Source organism: Odoribacter sp. AF15-53, assembly GCF_003479425.1.
In the GTDB taxonomy this organism is placed as follows: domain Bacteria; phylum Bacteroidota; class Bacteroidia; order Bacteroidales; family Marinifilaceae; genus Butyricimonas.
Genome location: NZ_QUHC01000002.1, coordinates 860,661 through 881,060 on the forward strand (window position 1 = coordinate 860,661; position 20,400 = coordinate 881,060).

Consider the following 20,400-nt stretch of genomic DNA (forward strand, 5'->3'; position numbering starts at 1 on the left):
GATTTATCGATTTCATGATTCCGCTCAAGGCTATCACGCAATCTCAAATCACTTAATCATTTAATCCTTAAACAACAGTTTCTTCGTGAAGCCTTTCATATATTGGTTAAAGAAAGCTTCAAACAGCTTCTCGGAAAAAGCGATCTGGAAACCGCCATCTTTAGGCTGAACTACAAACTCATCCTCCAGATTACCCACTTTCACGGCAAGTCCTTTATCCAACAATTCCTTATACTTGGCAGCCACGAACGACTCGAACTTCGCCTTCTCGTCCTCGGAAAGGAGCACCTCCATGTTCAGATTTCCCCCGGCAACATCCCACTTCTTCACGATTGTCATGACCAACTCTTGGATAAAAGCTTTCTCCTCGAAACCGATCTTGGCAACGTTGCCCGCAACATCCCCGGCAACCAGATTAGTAATGGCCTGTTTCAACGCCGTGATCGCCTGACGGGCGCTCAACGTCATTTCCGACTCGGCCTTCTTTTTTAGATTTGAAACCTCCGTTTCCGCATCAGCATTCATCTGTGCTGCTTTCGCTTTCGCATCGGCAATAATCTTTTCGGCCTCTTGCTTTGCCTGGTTGATGATATTCTCTGCCTCTTGGCGAGCCTTATCTACCCCCTCATTGTAAAGCTTTTGGGTCAAAATATCTAATTTATTCTCCATACTAAAAAACGTATTATATAATTAATATATCAATGTAAACTTTTAAACATCAACTCTCAACAAATGTGCCAGCTTTCCAGAAAAACGGTGTCAAGGTATTAAAAAACATTGACAATAACAAATAAAAACTACATCCTCGAACGTCAAAAATAAATCCTTTTTCCACAGCATACGTAATCCTTCGCAAAGAGTTATAAATCAAAAAGCCCCACGAGAAGGAGATTTCAAAAAGGGCGTGCCCAAAAGACACGGCTCCACATTCAACATTCGGACATTACACCCTCCCTCCTCGACGTTTATCCCATCGATACTTACACCAAGCCACCACGACCGAACTGATCACCCCTCCCACGACACTCAACACCCCCGCCACGAAATCATTTGCCAACTGTGAGAAAAATGCATTCAGACTCAGCGTGAAAAATATTCCGGTAAAGAAATATACACTCATCATAATTTCAATAATTTAATCGTAAATCACCGAATTACTCAATAGTCAAATTCCGACTATCCGACACGCACTTACCATTCTTCGTGGTTGCGAAACAATATGCGTTCACCTTCGTGTGATCCCAACCTTCCGGAAGAGGAAGCACGGTACTTCCACTCTCCCCGCGACTTCTCAAGGATACGAGTTTTGCCCGTTTCAAAGTACTCTCGAACAACACACCATACACCAGATCATCTGCCAACGCAAAACCGCTTTCTTCTTCCTGTATCTCCTGCGTGAACAAATAGTGACTGTCTTCCGCACTGTACGTCAATGAAACGTTTGGCGCATCCTGAAAACCCGTTGCCACTTTCATTTGCTCGTAATCAACCGTAGCCACGTGCTTCTCATCCACGCTTACCGCTCCCATATTCATCGAAACAAACGCATTCGAAGTAGTACCTTTCCCGATCCCCACGAATCCTTTCCGTACCACCGGCAACAAACAACGAGACAACTCGATCAGCACCTTCATCCTCGCCCGCTGATCCAACACCTCCGGGGTCGGGTTATCCTTTCTCGAAAAAATCTTCGCTTTCGCAATATTCTGCTTGTTCACGTAGCACATTGTCACGTTACCAACGGACTTCGTAGCCTTACCTAATAAATAAGAATTAAACTTTGCCATAACTAAACAAATTAAAAATTAATAATTGAAAATTGAAAATGAACTTTACATCCCTCGTATGGGCCCTACACGATAAATGCAAATCACTTCATCATAAAATAAACGCAAGTTCGCGTGCAAAAAAACAACTTGTAACTTGCAAACCTGTAACCTGCAACTCGCTGCAGGCGATCAATAATACTTCATCCAATCACACAACTGTAACGCCGGTCCCGGCTCAACCTTCCTCGAACTCACATCCGAATGTCCCACGATATCCCGGATCGGGTAATATTCCGTCAACAAATCACACACCTCCTCCAACACCCGCTCCTGCACATCCGTGTAGCGATGCCAATACGTTACCTCCTTGTCCGAATCTTTCATGTACACGTCTCGAATCGGCACCTCCTTTCCACATTCTGCCACAAACCGGCCTCCTTCCGAACGAAGCTGTCCCAAGTTATCCAACTCGATTCCGATAGAATAATGATTCAGTTCAGACCTTCCCTCGTAGCAACTCTTTCCTGCATGCCACGCCTCGATATTAAACGGTACCAACTGTATCACCTGCCCGTCTCTCCCGATTATCAAATGTGCCGAAGCCTTTACATCCGCCCGAATCAGGAAATTTGCCGATGACATGGCATCCCGACCTGCCGTGTAATGTAATATAATCATATCCGGCCCTGCTACTCCTCGTCTATTCTTCGGACACTCCAGTTGCACAACTCCCTTCCCGACTAACCTGTGCCTTACAATTGAAAATGGAGAATTGAAAATTGAAAATGAATCCATCTTTTAACTTTTATCTTTTAGTTTTTAACTTAAAAATGGCTTCTGCCATTTTTTCCCCGCTTCTCCCGATCACGTATCCGCCCAGCCCAATCTCCAACAAATCCCAAAACCGGGAAGTATCCGCCAGTATAGGCAAACTCGTGAACGTCCCCACAAGTACAATCACCGCAAACGTCAACATCACCAATGGCCGCCAAGATCGCTGCAACCAGTTTCCACTCGCTTCTGCCCGTACCACACTTGCCTGAGCCTCCACCATTTCCCGTTCCCGCTCGTACACCAACTCCTGCATTTTAGCCTCCAGTTCCTTCTTCTCCCTTGCCGGGAGAGTCAACCCGCCGATCAACCCGCCGATAGCATTGACAACATCCGTTATCGGCTTCATACCTCTCGTTGCAAACGTACATACTGGCTCGTCGACACCTGCTCCCCATCGGGGGAAACAAAGAAGCAATACAAATGCAACGTCTCTCCATCCCACCCCTTCATCGGGAAACGTGCCAACCCATCCTTGCGCAAGACACGGGAGCATTCAATCACTTCCGGTGAAAACGGACGCTTCTCGTGCAACACAACCAACATCAACCGATCGTCATCTTCTTCCCACTCCAAAGAATAATTACTACTCCATTGCAACACTACTTCACCCCGTTCGTCCACCGCCCCTCTCAAATGGCGTCCCCTCTCCCGCTTTCCCGCCGAAAATTGAAGTTGAGAAAAATCACCAATACTTCCGTTGGCTCTGAATGCTTTCAAATTCTTCTCCATGTAAAAACTATAACCACTGGCACTCTTTCCTTGCGCCGAAATACTCAAAACTCTTTTTAACGGAGTCTCTTTCAACCTCTGGTAAAAACGGATTGCGACCAAAAACCTTGTTCTCATTTCCAATTGCTTTTCCGTATTGGGATTATTCGACTTTCCCTGAATCCTCACGAACGACTTGCCTCGAAGATTGTAAAAAACACAATTTCCCAAGCGCCCTCTTAATCCTAGATCATTTTTAACAGATGCCATAATCTTTCATTTTTTAATAAATACTATCAATAACACGCTCTCGCTTTTCTGATTACAAAACTACTCCTCCGCCCGAACTTCATTACTACACGTGTCCCCCACACGTAGTTACTTTATTCACAACTCACTAATTATCAATAATGCTTTTTTCGAAATATTCCCCTCAGAAACATCACAAACGAACAAGGGTAGAACAAAAGCATGAAACTTTCATTCTACCCTCACCCTAGTTAACGCTTCCGGACATCCTTCTCATCCCGGGCTCGCTCAATCAGAAAAACCAACTGTTTCAGGAACACGACCACCTCCTTCTTTCTCTCAAAGATATCACGCTTCAAATCCCGGTAATTCGGAAGTTTCATCCCAAATACCTGTTCCATAAGCTTGATAATTTCGTCATACTCCATCAAATTCCCCCTCGGAGACCACAACACTTTCGCGAGACAAATCCCCAAAGCCAATTCCGCAACCTCCATTTTAACATTCTCCGACTTCCAGATCGCTAATGCCCCGTCATCCAGATGCCCCACGAACCATTCCGGGTTCTCCACCCGTTCCCGTACCAGCCGAATTTCCCGTTCCTCCCGACTCAATACCGCATACAGGCACCAGACGACCCTTACATTTTTTTCCAGCCTCGTTATCGGCTTGGTATATCTCGTTCCAAACCTGCAACCGGATATGAAGACTCTCCAAGCCACGCACCACCTCGCTATAATCCCGCACACTATCGCTCCATACCACCAGATCGTTCACGAACTCCAGAATCATCAACTCGACATCCTCGTCCATCATCTCTTGAGTATCCCCTTTTAACCAAGAGAACAGCCTTCCTTTCAACAAATGTTCCATAACAACATCATTTTAATTTTATAACATAAAAAAGCCCCGGGAACTCATCTCCCGAGGCATATCATTCATCGTAATTATTAATCACAACACGATCTAATCGACAATCAAAGAACTCATTACTCCTGCTTCCTTCGACTTTAAAAATTTTTCCAATAATTCAACTTGTTTCACCGAATGTATATCCCCGGAAACATGATCGATCAGTTTTGCTGTTGCCAATTCCTTTGCTCCATGCAATGCAACATTTCCGTAAAAACCGACAAATGACAACAAATTCACCTGTATCCGGCATCCCCGACGCTTTAACTCCCGCACTCGTTCAGCCAAACGTCCAGCATAAAACGGATAACGCTCCGGATGTGCAAGCACGGGTACGTATCCTTTATTTTGCAAGCGAAAAACGACCTCTTCAAAAGAAGGTGACGGGGCGACAAAACTGTGTTCCACCAGAACCTTTCCCCCGTCAAACGAGGCAATACGCTCCTCTTGTATCAAATCCAGCATATACTCACCCACCTTATACTCCGCCCCGGCATCAGCCTCGATCTTGATCCCCTCGTTCAACAAATATCCTTTCAACTCGCTCAATTTCTCATGAATAATCTCCGGCGTGTTCATCGGTGACGGGAAAGATATATGAGGTGTAAAAGAAAATCGTTTTATCCCCAACTCCAACATCTTCTTCACGATCACCACAGAATTCTCAATTCGCTTCACACCGTCATCCAAACCCGGAAGAATATGAGAATGAATATCGTGCTCGTAAAAAAAATACTGTTTACGTTCTCGTTTAAACCAACTCATAAGCGTTACGATTTATTTTTTCTTCTTTTTATCCTTTTCATTCTGCCCATAACCGTAACCATAGCCATAACCATAGCCATAGCTGTAACCATAACGACCGGAACGACTCACCTTGATCCCGTTCACCACAATTCCCAAGTTTGCCAAACGTCCACCTTTTTCTAAATCGGAAATAACTCTCAATCCTTTCTTATCAAGCACATTCGCCCGGATCACGTAAACACAGGCATCCGCATATTCACTCAACGAGAAACCATCGGCCAAAATCCCTAATGGTGGCGTATCCAAAATAATACACGAGAATTCTTTTTTCAAATAATCCAACAACTCTCCCATCCGGGAACTTGCGATCAATTGCGTCGGATTCGGAGGTACTGTTCCTCCAAATATCACGTGCAAATTTTCATCCACTTTTTCTATTATCAATTCCGGATCATCCACCATTCCGGCCAAATAAGCAGACAAACCCTTTCTGTTTTCTTTCTTAAAATACTCATTCAACTTCGGATTTCGCAAATCACAACCGATCACGATCACCTTTTTGCCCGCTTTCGAATATGCATTTGCCAAATGGGAGGCCACCAGCGACTTTCCTTCACTAGGAATCGTCGACGAAACCATGATTACCGGAGATTCCTTTCTTTTAATCAAATAATTCAAATTCTCCCGAATCAAGTGCATCGACTCCGACATAACAAAACCCTCCTGCTCGATAGAAGTTCTTCCTTCCGGCAATTGTGGTAAAGTTCCCAGCAAGGGAGCCGCCACCACTTTTTCCACCTCCTCGGCATTCCTCACCTTCGTATCCCACATATCCGCCACGAACATGATCCCCACGGGCAACACCACCCCCAAGAACATCCCGAACAACAATATAAGCATTTTCCTGGGAGCCACCGGATGTTCTCCCGGATCCGGATTTTCGATAATCTTAGCCATCGGTACATACATCAATTTAGCAATTTCCGCTTCTTCCCGTTTCTGCATCAAAAACAAGAACAAATTCTCTTTCAATTCCTGTTCTCGGGCAATGGAACGATATTGCTTTTCCTGAGTAGGCACAGACGTTAACTTTTCCTCCACCAACTGACTTTCCCGCTCCAAACTCTTAATCTTGATATCCAATCCATTCTCCACGTTCGCAATAGCTGACCGGATACTGCTCTTTAACTCCCGAAGCTGAGACTCCAAACCCAAAACAATCGGGTTACTTTCCCGGGCAGACTGCAACAACTTTCCCCTACGGAGAACCATCTCGTTATACTTACTGATACCACTGTTAAGAGTTTCATCCGTCAAACCTAACTGTTCCGGTAATATCCTGAACTCTTCGCCCCGTCTATCCTCCAGATAAGCTCGTACACTCTTCACCACATCCATCTCGGTCCCCAATTTCAACAACTCGGCATCTGTTGCTTTCTTCTGTTCCATCGCAAGGGCCGCATCCGATGTCAAATTAGTCAACTGGTTCGTCTTTTTAAACGTTTCCGCACTATTTTCGATATCCCCCAATTCTTGATTAATAACCCGGAGACGTTCGTTAATAAACTCAACCGTCTTCGCCGATACAAGTTGTTTATCCTCTATGCCGTTTGCGTTATAACGTTTGATCATCGTGTAAAGGAAATCCATTCCTTTATCCGGGTTCATTTCCTTTAACGAAACCCCTACCGCACTCGCATTTTTCTCTAATAAATTTATCTCCAAACGCTTGTGGAAATCCGTGGCCGCCTTCCCATAAGATAACAAATCCACCCGAATCTCATCCCCTATTTGTAATAACGAATCATTTCTCTCCACGGTCATCCGGTACCCCCCCATCGAAATCGTCTGAGAAAAATCTCCCTCGAAGATCACGTTTTTATCCACATCCAATACCTCTATCTTATCCGTATTTTTTGTAACCACGTAAAATGTCGTATCCTTGATATTTTCCGGCAAATCCACAAGTATCCGAAAGGGAGAATCCTTATATAACTTCTCGTCTCTCAACATCTTCTCCCGCGTGTAATCCACGTTCAATTCCAGTTCCTTCACCACGTCCAGTATCAAATTCTTAGACTTCAACTCCACGATCTCGTTTTCCACCATCATCGTTCCCTGGAACAATCCCAATTCCTTTAACATCGGGTTTACCCCTACCTCCCCTTTTTTCGAATCGCTAATCATTACTTTCGCTTCCACCTTATACTCCGGTGTCGAACTAAAACAAATATACAGAGCAATCACGGCACACAACGGGATGCTTATGGCAAACCACCACCAACGGACTAAAATCTTATAAAAAAAAGCTTTCAGATCAAAATACTCCTCTTCTTCTGTCTGTAACAAATTATTATCTTGATTGGTCATCTTCATACATTATTTATTCAGAAACTACTTTGTCAAGGTAATCAAAGCCACAATCGTCGACAAACTCGACAAGATATAAGGCAAGAACGTACTGACACTTCCCCCGGCAATCCGTCCCTTGTTCGGTTCCACGTAAACCACGTCATTTTGCTGTAAATAAAAAAACGGGGAATCGATAAAATCACTGGATGTCAAATCAATCCGGGCAAAAACCTTCTCATCTCCTTGCTCTCGCATGACCAACACGTTCTTTCGTTTCCCGTTAATCTGCAAGTCTCCGGCCATCCCCAATGCATCAAACAAAGACACACGTTCGCTAACCACCTTATAACTCCCAGGACTTTTCACTTCTCCCAGTATCGTCACTTTAAAATTCTGGAATTGAATCGTCACGATCGGGTTTTTCAAGTACTCCGACAACTTCTCTTTCAACATTTCTGCCAACTCGTTTCTCGAAATTCCCACGACCTTCAATTTTCCCAACACGGGAAAATCAATCTCTCCGTTCTTATCCACGAGATACCCCCTCGGGATTTGCTGAGTAGAAGTTGTATTCACTTCACGCCCCAAACCGATCATTGGTGTATTAAAAGGCAGTGCGGATTCCAGATCATCACACGACACGATAATCGACAACAAATCATCCGTGTGAATCACGGTCTTATATTCACACTCCGCTTTTATCCGCTTGTTTACATCAACATCCTGTAAGTATACCACTTTCTTACTTGAAGCACACGAAGCAAACAATCCCACGGCCAATACCAACATGATCACGTTTCTCATCAAATGCATATTTTCAATTATTTACAGATACAATTTTTTATCTCACTCACAATATAAGCCACATCCTCGTCCGTCACGCAAGGCCCGGCCGGGATACACAATCCTTTTTCAAACAACTTTTCCGAAGTTCCGTCCACGTAACAAGGATTCTTTGCAAACACCGGCTGCAAATGCATTGGTTTCCAGAGTGGCCGGGTTTCAATTCCCTTACTATCCAAGAACACTCTCAATTCTTCACAATCCACACCAGTCTCCTCTTTATCTATTAGTATTGTACATAACCAATAATTTGCATTAAATCGCTTATCAGGATTTGATTTTAACTCGATCCCCTTCACGTTGGCAAATGCCCGTTCATACAACTCATGTACACGACGATGGTGAGCCACGTGCTCTTCCAACACGGTCATCTGTCCCAACCCGATCCCGGCACAAATATTACTCATCCGATAATTATAACCGATCTTCTCATGTTGATAATAAGGATACGGTTCCCGGGCCTGCGTAGCGTAAAACATTGCCGCCTTTTTGGATTCTTCATCAGGTACCACCAAGGCACCTCCACCAGAGGTAGTGATCATCTTATTCCCGTTAAAACTCAACGCCCCGTATACCCCGAAAGTACCACATTTCAGTCCCTTGTATTCTGATCCCAATGCTTCTGCAGCATCCTCTAATACTGGAATCCCATATTTCTCGGCCACAGCACAAATCTCATCCATCTTTGCCGGCATCCCATACAAGTGTACTGGAATAATCGCTTTCGGCTTTCGCCCGGTTTTATTCATTCGGTCTCGTATAGCTTCCTCCAACAACACGGGATTCATGTTCCAGGTATCCTCTTCCGAATCCACGAAAACAGCCGTTGCCCCCAAATAAGTCACTGGGTTCGCCGATGCACAAAACGTGAAACTCTGGCAAATCACCTCGTCACCCGCTTGTACTCCCAACAATATTAATCCCAAATGCAACGCCGCAGTCCCCGCACTCAACGCCACCACCTGTTTCCCCTCATTTTCAACCAAGAAGTCCCGCAGGGATTGCTCGAAGGCATTCACGTTCGGCCCCAACGGAACCACCCAATTCGTATCAAACGCCTCTTTAATAAAGTCTTGTTCTTTGCCACTCATGTGTGCCAGGCAAAGATAAATTCGTTTTCGATCCATACATGTAAACAGTAAACGTCCCGCCACGGGCCATCACGAGATTTATTCATCCCGTCCCGCTTGAAACTCTATATTGAAAAATTTTTAATGATTATTCTACGTACAATTCTTTTATTCTTTGCAGTTCCCGTTTCAAATAAGCATCCAACCACACATAATACATACTGATTTTCCCGTCTTTTTCCTTTTCATTTTCCAACTTCTCTTTCAATTCCACTCCACGTTGAAACACTTCTTTTCTTATTGGATTAAGGCGTTGTAAAATTCCCGTTCCCTTAATATTTTTCAATCCTGTTGCATTTATATAATACCTCATATCGCCATAAGTTGCAGCGACAAGTATTTTTTTCAATTGAAGTGAAAAATTGCAGATAAAAGATTTTTTAGCACCGCTCCCCGAGACTATCGAAGGTAACTCTCCAGAGACAGACAACCACACGGGAATCGCCACCGATGTCAAGGGGAAACCCACAAATGTCCACATCGTAGTCATTCTCGGATCTTCTCCATCTCTCACCCCTTGAATAACGGCAGCAGCCCCCGTAGAATAACGATTTATACAATCTTGAAAATACATGTAATGCTTCTCATGTTCCCGTGCATTTCCAAAATCCTGAAGTTTCTGCTCGCTCAAAGAATTTTCCAAAGAAAGACAAATAGAATCCAAGAAAAAATCAATACTTAATTTTTTGCCTTTTTCACGTTCCAAAATCCTTTCAACTGTCCTATAACGTATGTATCCATGCCCCTTCCCGAACAGACCAGATAAAGAATAATTCGTTCGGATTAAATAACCACAAGGTGCAACTTTCGAATCATTCACGTCATAACGAATATATGTAAAATTATTCGTTTCAAAATACGCTCCATTCCCCCTTGCATCGACAACGCCAAAATTTACCCGGAAACTATGAGGTTTTGGATAATTCTTTAAAAAAGACTCAAACTCCTCTACAGAAGCACAATTCAACAAAGCCTCTTTCATGAAAATCCCCGATTTATTAATTTCAACACGAAGCGAATCGTGCAAATTTCCGGAATCAGTACTCATAATCCCAAACCCCGTTGAATTATATCCCATCCAGATCGTTGTATTTTTTTCGTATCCGGCATTCACAACTGCCATTGCAGAATATTTCCCTTCCGACAAAAAAATTACTTTCTTGTTTAGTTGATTTTCGTTATCAAAATGCTTCCACATTAACGGACGACCGTCTTGCGTGACTTTACCGGAAACAATAACAGATGTGCAAGCTTCTATCTGGTTACCTATCCCCTGAAACAACAACAAAAAAAAATAAATACCTGATCATCAATCTCTAACATTCTTTGCCGCAATCAACTTTGCTTCTATTTCCATTTCTGTACTTTGGAGCACAATCGTTGAATCTTGTTTACTTTTCACAATTGTAAAATCAGCAACTGATCTTTTCAAAATAGTACCAGCTCCGATAATAGATTTTCGTCCAACATGAACCTCATCAAATATTGTAGCATTTATACCAACAAAACTTTGCTCGCCAATAAATGAACTTCCTGCTATTGTTGCTTTTGCCCCGATAAAACAATGATCCCCAACTTTTGTAGATGGACCAACCCATACCAGTGCTTTCGCAAAAGTATTTGTTCCAACTTCTGCACCAAAATCAATAACAGCCAAATCACCAATCCAACAATTATCCCCTTTCAAACTTCCATTCAATACGGCTGTTGGAGAAACTAAATTGGCAAAACGGAAACCATTTTGCTTTAACCCTTCATAAACATTTCTACGAATTTGATTCAAATTATTCCACAGGATAGCCACAAACAAATAATCTTTTCCTTTATCAATAACTTCATCCAATGACTCTATTGCAAAAAGTGGTAAACCGCAATACGTTTCAGAAGTCATAAATCGCTTATGAATAGCAAAACCCACGACATGAAACAAATTATATTTCGAGATAAAACGATAACAAGTTTTCGCCGTAGTACTATTACCAATTATTACAATATTATCCATTCAGTCTTTATTAAAAACAGCCTCACTTTCAAGTATAATTGGTTCAACATCAACATCTCGTAAAAACACATACGGTTTATCATATTTGAAACAAGGCGCACCACTGTTAACCATATGTCCTCGTAAAATCTCTATAGTATCAGAAATCAAATCAAAACCGACTTCTGCCATGATTCCAGTATAAGCCATATGCCTAATATTAACTTCTGTAACCTTCAAATTCCCCGCCACGTCTTCCTTCAAATCAAATGACAAAACCCCATGAGCTTTCGTTTGCAATTTGTTACAAACATAGCGAATACAATCATCACAGAATGCCAAAATTCGCTCATCGTTTAAAAAACGGCCAAAAGAAGTATTTCCTGTTACTTTAGACGGAGCCACGTTTGCCATAACATACTCTACACATTCCAAAGAGGCTCCTTTAAGCAATACATCATTATAATAAAGCATTTGATTAGCTAAATGTCTTCCCACAAGGAACTCGCTAACAGTAAATGCCTCTATATCGGAATGAATTAAAAGCCACGATTTATAACTATTTAAATCCTCCAATTTTAAGGAACCCAATCCACCTGAACCCTGTGTTGCCCGAATCCAACAAGGAAAACCGATTTCTTTTTCAACTTCTTCATAACGAGGATTATGTTGCGTTATCTTTATTGTCTTGGGAATAAAAGACGTTCCTTGCAAGATATCCGCCATCAAAGCTTTATCCATCAACGTTAATGCCAAACTTTTAGGAGGCAAAAATGTATGACACGGATATTTCCCATTTTTCATGTAGTAATCTCCCCAAGCGATAATTTCTTTTTCCGGCTGAATAAAAGCATAATCAATTCGATTCTCTCGCACCAAATTTTCAATAAAATACCAATAATTCTCATCCGAAGCTTTCGGGCTAACATGATATTCATCTACTAAACCGGACATGTAGAAACCAATCGCTTTAGGATTGGAGTCAATACCCACGATACGCATTTCTGGATATTTCTGCTTAATCACTTTAGCTATAGAACGCGGAGTAGGTCCTCCGATTCCACTAATTAAAATTGCATCCATACAACAAATATTATATTTTCTAATTGACTTTAACTTTATCTCGTCGAAGTACATCTAATGGTATATTCTTATCTGGATCAGGAAGATATACCACATCTTCTCTTTTTAACACCTTCAATACCGTTTGTAACATGATTTTCACATCAAGTATCAAAGATATCTTATCCACATACTGCACATCTAATTCTAAACGTTCTACCAATGGTAGATTATTACGCCCTGACACCTGAGACAATCCTGTTATACCAGGCCTCACAGTATGACGCAACCGTTCCCGTTTCGTATAATAAGGCATATACTTGACAAAAAGAGGTCTAGGTCCGACAAGAGCCATGTCGCCCTTTAATATATTGATCAATTGAGGTAATTCATCGATTGAAGTTGCACGAATAAAACGTCCCATTTTCGTAACACGATCTTTACCAGGCAACCAATTCCCATTTTTATCTTTATCGTCATTCATTGACTTGAATTTCAATATTTTAAACACCTTGTCATCTTTTCCTATCCGTTCTTGTTCAAAAAATACACCTGCTCCATTATTGGCAAAATAAAGTAAAACCATTATACACAACAGAAATGGAAATAGAACAATTAAAGCGACAAAAGCAATACAAAAATCAATCAATCGCTTAAAAAAATGAGCATACATATATTCACATATATTTTGACAATATATTCTTCAAACCTTTTCCTGCTGGCATCTGCCATACTCTAGCTCCCCAATCATGATTACCCTCGATCAAAATTGGACCATCTTGTTTTATAGCAACATCCCAACCGATCGATTTATTATCCTGATATTTAGATGCTGCTCTAATACATAGTTCTCTCACCTCATTCCAATATGGAATTTGGAAACCTTCAATTTTCATATTTGATATGGGGTGTAACTCATAATCTGGTACGGTAATATCAAATGACACGCCTTGAGATTCTATTTTACCATTTGTAATATTTATTTTAGCCGCAATTCCCCCTGAAGACAAATTATCCGTATTTTTATAAATACCCATTCTTAAACTAGCTCCTATTATTTCAACGGTCCCCTTTTCTGTTAATTGTGTAATAAAACGTATCGTATTTAAACTATTCGGTGCTAAACGTTGTAAGTTTTCATGTTGATAAACGAACTCCTCTAAAATATCAAAATGCAATTCCTTCGCTAACTGTCGTATACCTTGAGGAGTATATTCTTGTACTTCAAAAATTTTCACATTCCGTCCACCTCCTCCCGTTGATGTTTTTAGCACAACTTTTTCTTTCCCTTTAACAAAATTAGCCACACTCATTTCCGTCGCAACAAGCGGATTTATCCACATCCTCCCCAAAAATTCCTTATAAGCATCAAAAAATTTTATCTTATCTGATAACATAACACGCTTTTGAGGAGGATTATTTTTTTTCTGATATTCATACATAAATCCCATCGAAGCATATTCACTCCGTTGTTCCATAGACTTATTATAAAAACCATAATAATAATACTCGTGAAAAGCTGTACCAAGCTTCAATGTCGTTCGAAACATATCCAAAACTTGATGCCATTTAGATATGCCATAAACTTGCTTTACAAAATTACGATGGACTTTTAACTTACCCCAATCTGTAATCTTTAGATAATAACAAAAATAAATAAGGTGTTTCATGATTTTCCTATATCCATTAACGAATTTAATTCAGAAAAGACACAACATACTTCACTACTAAATACAAATCAATTCCTTACAACAAACTTACTCTCAAGACTTGATTTATAAGTATAAGCCCCAAAAGCAATAATAGGCAGTAAATACAAATAGGAATACCAGAACATCCAAGCCCGATGTAGAAAAATGATAACAATAATGGGTAAAAACAAAAGTAAAAACTTCATTTTAACCCTCATGAATATCACCCAAAACGTGATAATCACCAAAAACAAACCGATAAAACCACTATCATACAAGAACTCTCGGTAATCAGCTAAAACTGTTTTTGAGTCAACCTCTAATGCAAAAGTTCCATGCCCCCACAACAACGAGGAAAAAGACGATTGCAAAAATTTATTATATATAAACAACGCCGTCTCGTTCGTTCGGTTATCCAATATACTCTTTTCCTCTCCAATATTCCGTCCTATTGAATACTCCCAGATCGTATCTAACAACGTATTGTCCACAACGAATAAAAAAATAATCAATAATAGAATCGTACAAGCATACCATTTCCATTGAAATTTTCTGATAACAAAAATATTGTACATCTCCAAGATCGCTAAAATCATGAAAAAAGCCGTTGAAAAAGTCAAACAACCACAAATAATTAAAATCGGTGTTCGTCTCCCGTACAACATCTTTTCTATACAAAGAGTTAATCCCAATAAAATACCAAAATGCCCTGGCTCTGTCATAGGGCCAGCAACTCTAAGAAATTGGAATCCACCTATATCAAAAATAATGGTATCATACGAAAGAATAAAACCATACATTTTATATACGATCTGTTTATTCAGATGGGCTGTAGAAACCGGCTCTAATTCAATATAAGGCAGAGCATTAGGCGGAAGAAAAAGCAATAAGACAGTCAAAACAATAGAGCATACGGCAAAAAAAATCATTATCTTTCTAAAATAACCAAATGTGATATAATACACTTGATTATCTAAAAATATAATAAACACCAAGGTCAAAAGAGGCAAAAACACTTTTGCCTCCCAAGAATGATCCCCCAACGGTAGACCAAAAGCTATTCCCAATAACAAGAAAAGCAAGCAAAGAATATATCGTTGTTTTGTAAATACTAATTGTCCTTGAAGATATGACAAAGTAAAAATCAATATCATCAAAAACAATGATAAATAATGCAAAATAGCCTCCAAAGGCAATAATCTTATTACCGGAGGATTTATCATGACAAACAAACAGAAACATAAAAACAACGCTCCTGCTTTTTTCACACTTATAGAAAAGAAATCTTTCATCTATTTACTTGCAGAAGATTTGTCCTTATGATATTGTAAAAAGAAATCGCACTTTCAAATTTCAACAAATACGCTATGCCAAAATATACGATTCCATAAATTAATACCTGAATTAACAACAATAAGATATTATCCAACTCCAAGAATAATCCTCCCCAATAAGTTATTACACCAACACCTATTGCTAACAAATAACTTGACAAAATATCCTTTACTTGCTCCCAGAATCCATATTGAATAACTCTCCCGGAAATAATACCATTTATCAGAAAATGCAAGTAACCGCTTAAAGCCACCGCCCACATCATCTGCATAATACCGAATTGCATCCCCGCAACGATAAACAGTATACTTAAAACCCGTTTCCCCGCTTGTACGAAAAAAAACAATTTACTCTTTCCGATAGATTTATATACATTCGTGTTCACCGTATTTAACGTGTACACCATCCCGAATATACACAGCAATTGAAAATAAGGAACCGACTCTTCCCATTTACTCGAATATAGAAAAACAATCAACGGCCGAGCGATAACGATAAGCAATGACATTAAAGGAAAAGTCAAAAACGTTATCATTTTGACATTCTTTTTCACCCCCATTTTCAACTTATCAACATCCCCTTGCAATTGCGAAAAAACAGGGAAAGTTACCTGATTTACAATTTGTGATAAACTCGATGTCGGAATCTCCTCCAATTGTTTAGCTTGCGTGTAAAAACCCAAGTCACGAGATGAAAAATAGCGACCTATCAAAAGTGCTTGAATATGCGTATATAACGTTTCAACCAAATTAGCCGATAAAATTAACCCTCCATAATTAAATAACGATTTAAACGATGACCAACCAAAGCATAAACTTGGACGCCACTTCCCGCAAAACCATAACAATATAGAGGTCATACAACTAATAACAAGCATCTTAATGACCAAACTCCAAACCCCGTAATTCATATAGGCAAAAATAATCCCGACAACAGCTCCAATTAAGGTTGCCAACAAATTTACTTTTGCCAATATTTTAAATTGAAGTTTTTTAATCAATAACGCATTCTGTATAACACAAAAAGCATTTGTAATTAACACAAATCCCTGCACGCGCAACACTTCTTGTAACAACGAGATCTTATAAAAATTCGCTATAAAAGGAGCTATTATATATAATCCTCCGAATAACAATACCGCTAGAAATAAATTCCAATAAAAGACAGTCGAAATATCTACCTGTGTTACTCCTTGTTTTTGAATTATAGCTGAGGCAAAACCTCCATCAATAAATGTATTTGAAATAGCGATAAAAACCATTAACATCCCGATACACCCAAAATCTTCGGGCAACAACAATCTCGCTAATACCAAATTCGACGTAAAAGATATCGACATTGTCCCAAAACGTTGAAAAGCACTCCACAACATTCCGGATATGGTCTTCTCTTTCAGGGATTGTTTTGTCATAAACCAATCAATTATACCACATTTACAAGTTTCATCCTTTTTAACCAATCCATTCACACATCAGGTCCTACCCTTTCTTAACCATTGTCAAAATTTCATCCGTGTATTCACCCAATGCTGGACCTATCAACTGGTAAACTCCGGGAGAATGTAAATTCAATTCTATTAATACAACTTGCGAGTCCTCATCCACAGTAAAATCCCACCCCACAATACGTGTATAAGGCAATTGCAAATGCATTTCTTTCGCCTTTCGAACAATCTCTTCATATTGCGGAACTTGTATCCCCTCGTATTTGACCCCGAAATCATTGTAATCATATCTACCCGTTGGTTTTATACTATACGCCGGGGCTTTCAATCTTCCGTCCGGACTTATCTCACAAAACACCCCTCCGACAGAAACATTATCAACTAAAGCATCTTTCCGCCCCATCCTCAACAAAGAGGTCAAAACCACAACATCTTCTTCCCGACGAAACGTGGTCAATCGTACTGTATTCAAAGAAGTAGGATTCAATTTGCTCAATATGGCATGTTGGCGAACCACCTCTTGCACGATATAATTCTTTTTGTATAAATCAAACAACTTTTGAACAGACAATCCTTTACACGTTGTCATACCGTCAGAGGAAGAAAAACGTATCACGCTCTTTCCTTGGGATGTCTCCATGGCTTGCTTGATCACCGCATCTGAAAGATTATTACAGATACTCAAAGCTTCTTCTTTCGCTATAGGCTTTCCTCTTAGATAATAAAAGCCATTAATATTTTTAACTATTGTTTTCGGTTGAAGCATTTCAGGAAATAACCTCTCCGTGAAATTTTTATCCGCATATGCCTTCGAAACTGTTCGATCATTAAGCATAGGAACAATTTGAGCATAATATAACCCCAGAGGAATATATTTAGGAGTAAACACCCCGTTGATTGAAGAATAATATTGATGCCATCGGGGATTTATCCGCTTTCCTAAAAGTTTTTCATAATAAGAATTTATATCTTCCTTTTCCTCTTTTGACAATTTCTTCAATTTTATCCCGACAATCATCTCTCGGTACATCTTTCTTTTCTGATATTTCACCCATTCCTTCGTGGCACTTTCTAAAATTTGTTTTACAATATTTTTCATATTAACAAGAATATCTTATTTTGCATCAATTCTTTTTATTGGATGAGACTTTACATATTCTATCACTTCATTAGTCCTTTCTCCAAATAAAGGACCATTATAAATTTGATGGAATTGAATTTCCCCTGAATCAAGATTAATCTCTACAACAATTGGATTTCCTTCTTTATCAATTGCAAGATCCCAAGCTATTAAATTAGCTAATGCAATTCTTTTATGATTATTTAATGCAAATTCTTTTAGAGCATTGTAACAATTTATAATCTGTCCTTTAAAAAGTATTCCAGATGGAGATTCATATACTTTATTCAATTTCTTATCCAAAGCAAAATCATGAAGTCGACCATCATCTTTGATTCCTACAAGAATTCCACCTGAAGAAAGATTATCAACATGCATACCCTTAATACCCATTCTCAAAAAAGATGAAAGAACCGTACATTTACCATTTAAATTAAGAGTGAGCATTCTAATTGTATTTAAAGTATCAAGATTAAAGCGAGATAACTCATCCCCTTCCCTCAAAAAATCTTGAATAATACAATCCCCTTTATTAAAGAAATCATCATTCTTTATGTCTTTACTATTCAAAAATAACACCTTACGACCGCCACCACTAGCAGTTGATGGTTTAATAATAACATTACAATTCAACAATTTAACTTTATCAACAACTTCATCAACACTCAATATATTCCAATCATGATCATAACATACGTTATCTATAACATTTATTATCGTATTACATCTATTCCTAGATTCAATAAAATTTCCAAGAATTGCTTTATGTTGTAAACAAATAGAATATTTACGCAAGTTAAGAGTATATTCAACAAGACCATTATAAATATCTGAAGGAATAAATCTTTCATCAAAATACCCACAAAATCCTTTATAAAAAGAATGCCAATCATGCCTGTGATTACCAGAAACAGATAAATTTTTCCATAAATAATCAATTTTCAACTTTTCATTTGACTTCACTTTATCAAAGGCAAACATTTTATTGTATTTAACGGCAACATTTATATACTTCATCGCCCTTCTTTTATAAAGGAGGTATCCTGCAAGACAAAATATAGACTTTCTCATGCTAAAGATAATTAATTACAAATTAAAATTATAGTCTTCCCATTTTATAAGACACTTTCCCCTCCCTCTCTAAATACTTCCATTCTTCATAACAACTTTCAATCTCTTTTTTCCAACCTTTTTTTATAAATAATTGTCCTGTTCTGTCCCAATAATCATTAAATTCAACTACAAGTGGACCTTCTGGCGTTATCGCAATATCCCAACCGATAGCTTTTAAATAAGGTACTGATTTCTGAAATTGAAGAATTTCTCTCGTTATTTTGTCCCAATTTTCAATTAATACTCCTTCCAAAAGAATTTTATTATTAGGATGGTGAGTTATTGATTGTGTTCTTCTCCATCCATCAAAAAGAGTTACATTATAAATTTTCCCCGTTTTTATATCAACAGCAGCATCGATATTCCCCCCAGCTCCGGCATTATCAACACAAACCCCTGGTTTCCCAAATTTCATCCATATTGCAATAATTTTAGCTTCTCCCAAAGGATGTAGTGTCGTCATAAAACGAACTGTATTAACAGAAGATGAATTAAAAGAATTAAACTGATCGGTTTGATGTATTTTACTTTCAAATATAAGTGGTTCATATTCTTTCAATTTATTTCTCAAGTAAAATTTTTCTCCATTAAAAAGATGTAAAACACATTCTGTCTCCATGTATTCAATATTATCGACAACTAAAACGCCATCACCATGAGATGTTTCTGTACCTTTTATTACACAAGAATGTACATTTTTCAACTTCAATATTTCTAATACAGAATCATAATCATAAGCAATATGGTCATTTTTTATTCTCCCTTCTGGATTATAATAACAATACAACTCTGCTTTTCTAATACCACATGCTTCTAATAATAAATGAGAAAGATATTTATTACGAGCCAATATATAGTATTTTTTAGGATTCAACAAATCCAAACATGGATGCTGCTCCAAAGCTGTTAAAAATGTCTCTCGAAATTCAGGACCTTGCTTTTCGAATTCGAAATCTCGATATTCTTCAATCCTAATCTTTTTTTTCTTTTTGAGATATATAAAATCTTTTAATAAAAAAACTAAACTCTTCCCGGACTCTTGATGAGTATCCCAAAGAAATTTTAGAAAACAATTTATCTTATAAAAAAAACGTTTCATCACCAGACATT

At 39.0% G+C, this 20,400-nt stretch carries 22 protein-coding genes; all 22 read right to left on the reverse strand.

Annotated elements, in window-relative coordinates:
• Positions 1–60 precede the first annotated feature (60 nt).
• The 22 genes from DWW52_RS07950 to DWW52_RS08055 all read right to left on the reverse strand — a co-directional run bounded on the left by DWW52_RS07950 (position 61) and on the right by DWW52_RS08055 (position 20,389).
• On the reverse strand, positions 61–669 hold the full coding sequence (locus DWW52_RS07950) for a V-type ATP synthase subunit E (protein WP_118714918.1): 609 nt from the start codon (positions 667–669) through the stop codon (positions 61–63).
• A gap of 274 nt (positions 670–943) precedes the next feature.
• Positions 944–1,123, reverse strand: a complete 180-nt coding sequence (locus DWW52_RS07955) for a hypothetical protein (RefSeq protein WP_118714919.1) — start codon at positions 1,121–1,123, stop codon at positions 944–946.
• Positions 1,124–1,154: 31 nt separating this feature from the next.
• Entirely contained in the window at positions 1,155–1,787 is a 633-nt protein-coding gene (locus tag DWW52_RS07960; RefSeq protein ID WP_118714920.1) for a DUF6266 family protein, read from the reverse strand.
• A 171-nt stretch (positions 1,788–1,958) separates the two neighbouring features.
• Positions 1,959–2,564, reverse strand: coding sequence for an N-acetylmuramoyl-L-alanine amidase (locus DWW52_RS07965; protein ID WP_118714921.1), 606 nt, complete (start codon positions 2,562–2,564; stop codon positions 1,959–1,961).
• Between the two features lie 10 nt (positions 2,565–2,574).
• Positions 2,575–2,949, reverse strand: coding sequence for a 3TM-type holin (locus tag DWW52_RS07970; RefSeq protein WP_118714922.1), 375 nt, complete (start codon positions 2,947–2,949; stop codon positions 2,575–2,577).
• The gene (locus DWW52_RS07975) at positions 2,946–3,581 is read right to left on the reverse strand and encodes a DUF6266 family protein (protein ID WP_118714923.1); all 636 of its coding nucleotides are present in this window, start codon (positions 3,579–3,581) and stop codon (positions 2,946–2,948) included. The genes DWW52_RS07970 and DWW52_RS07975 overlap by 4 nt, the downstream gene beginning before the upstream one ends.
• A gap of 230 nt (positions 3,582–3,811) precedes the next feature.
• Positions 3,812–4,174, reverse strand: a complete 363-nt coding sequence (locus DWW52_RS07980; protein WP_158582524.1) for a hypothetical protein — start codon at positions 4,172–4,174, stop codon at positions 3,812–3,814.
• Positions 4,095–4,433: a hypothetical protein gene (locus DWW52_RS07985; protein WP_118714925.1), complete on the reverse strand. Its 339-nt coding sequence runs from the start codon at positions 4,431–4,433 to the stop codon at positions 4,095–4,097. Before DWW52_RS07985 ends, DWW52_RS07980 begins: the two co-directional genes overlap by 80 nt.
• A 93-nt stretch (positions 4,434–4,526) precedes the next feature.
• Positions 4,527–5,237 (reverse strand): tyrosine-protein phosphatase, encoded by a 711-nt coding sequence (locus DWW52_RS07990; RefSeq protein ID WP_118714926.1) that lies wholly within the window; start codon positions 5,235–5,237, stop codon positions 4,527–4,529.
• Between the two features lie 12 nt (positions 5,238–5,249).
• Positions 5,250–7,589 (reverse strand): polysaccharide biosynthesis tyrosine autokinase, encoded by a 2,340-nt coding sequence (locus tag DWW52_RS07995; protein WP_118715000.1) that lies wholly within the window; start codon positions 7,587–7,589, stop codon positions 5,250–5,252.
• A gap of 24 nt (positions 7,590–7,613) precedes the next feature.
• Positions 7,614–8,384, reverse strand: a complete 771-nt coding sequence (locus DWW52_RS08000) for a polysaccharide biosynthesis/export family protein (protein WP_118714927.1) — start codon at positions 8,382–8,384, stop codon at positions 7,614–7,616.
• 8 nt (positions 8,385–8,392) lie between these two features.
• Complete coding sequence (locus DWW52_RS08005) at positions 8,393–9,541, reverse strand: DegT/DnrJ/EryC1/StrS aminotransferase family protein (RefSeq protein ID WP_118715001.1); 1,149 nt, start codon at positions 9,539–9,541, stop codon at positions 8,393–8,395.
• 91 nt (positions 9,542–9,632) lie between these two features.
• Positions 9,633–10,832: a hypothetical protein gene (locus tag DWW52_RS08010; protein WP_148315343.1), complete on the reverse strand. Its 1,200-nt coding sequence runs from the start codon at positions 10,830–10,832 to the stop codon at positions 9,633–9,635.
• A 21-nt stretch (positions 10,833–10,853) separates the two neighbouring features.
• Positions 10,854–11,546, reverse strand: a complete 693-nt coding sequence (locus DWW52_RS08015; RefSeq protein WP_118714929.1) for a DapH/DapD/GlmU-related protein — start codon at positions 11,544–11,546, stop codon at positions 10,854–10,856.
• On the reverse strand, positions 11,547–12,608 hold the full coding sequence (locus tag DWW52_RS08020) for a hypothetical protein (RefSeq protein WP_158582525.1): 1,062 nt from the start codon (positions 12,606–12,608) through the stop codon (positions 11,547–11,549).
• A gap of 19 nt (positions 12,609–12,627) precedes the next feature.
• A complete protein-coding gene (locus DWW52_RS08025; protein ID WP_118714931.1) occupies positions 12,628–13,260 on the reverse strand; it encodes a sugar transferase in 633 nt (210 codons plus the stop codon).
• 4 nt (positions 13,261–13,264) lie between these two features.
• Entirely contained in the window at positions 13,265–14,257 is a 993-nt protein-coding gene (locus DWW52_RS08030) for a sugar-transfer associated ATP-grasp domain-containing protein (protein WP_118714932.1), read from the reverse strand.
• A 68-nt stretch (positions 14,258–14,325) separates the two neighbouring features.
• Complete coding sequence (locus DWW52_RS08035) at positions 14,326–15,570, reverse strand: hypothetical protein (RefSeq protein WP_118714933.1); 1,245 nt, start codon at positions 15,568–15,570, stop codon at positions 14,326–14,328.
• Positions 15,567–17,024, reverse strand: coding sequence for a lipopolysaccharide biosynthesis protein (locus tag DWW52_RS08040; protein WP_118714934.1), 1,458 nt, complete (start codon positions 17,022–17,024; stop codon positions 15,567–15,569). Before DWW52_RS08040 ends, DWW52_RS08035 begins: the two co-directional genes overlap by 4 nt.
• A 67-nt stretch (positions 17,025–17,091) precedes the next feature.
• The gene (locus DWW52_RS08045) at positions 17,092–18,156 is read right to left on the reverse strand and encodes a sugar-transfer associated ATP-grasp domain-containing protein (RefSeq protein WP_118714935.1); all 1,065 of its coding nucleotides are present in this window, start codon (positions 18,154–18,156) and stop codon (positions 17,092–17,094) included.
• A gap of 15 nt (positions 18,157–18,171) precedes the next feature.
• A complete protein-coding gene (locus DWW52_RS08050; RefSeq protein ID WP_118714936.1) occupies positions 18,172–19,248 on the reverse strand; it encodes a sugar-transfer associated ATP-grasp domain-containing protein in 1,077 nt (358 codons plus the stop codon).
• A 28-nt stretch (positions 19,249–19,276) separates the two neighbouring features.
• Positions 19,277–20,389, reverse strand: coding sequence for a sugar-transfer associated ATP-grasp domain-containing protein (locus tag DWW52_RS08055; RefSeq protein ID WP_118714937.1), 1,113 nt, complete (start codon positions 20,387–20,389; stop codon positions 19,277–19,279).
• Between the last annotated feature and the right edge of the window lie 11 nt (positions 20,390–20,400).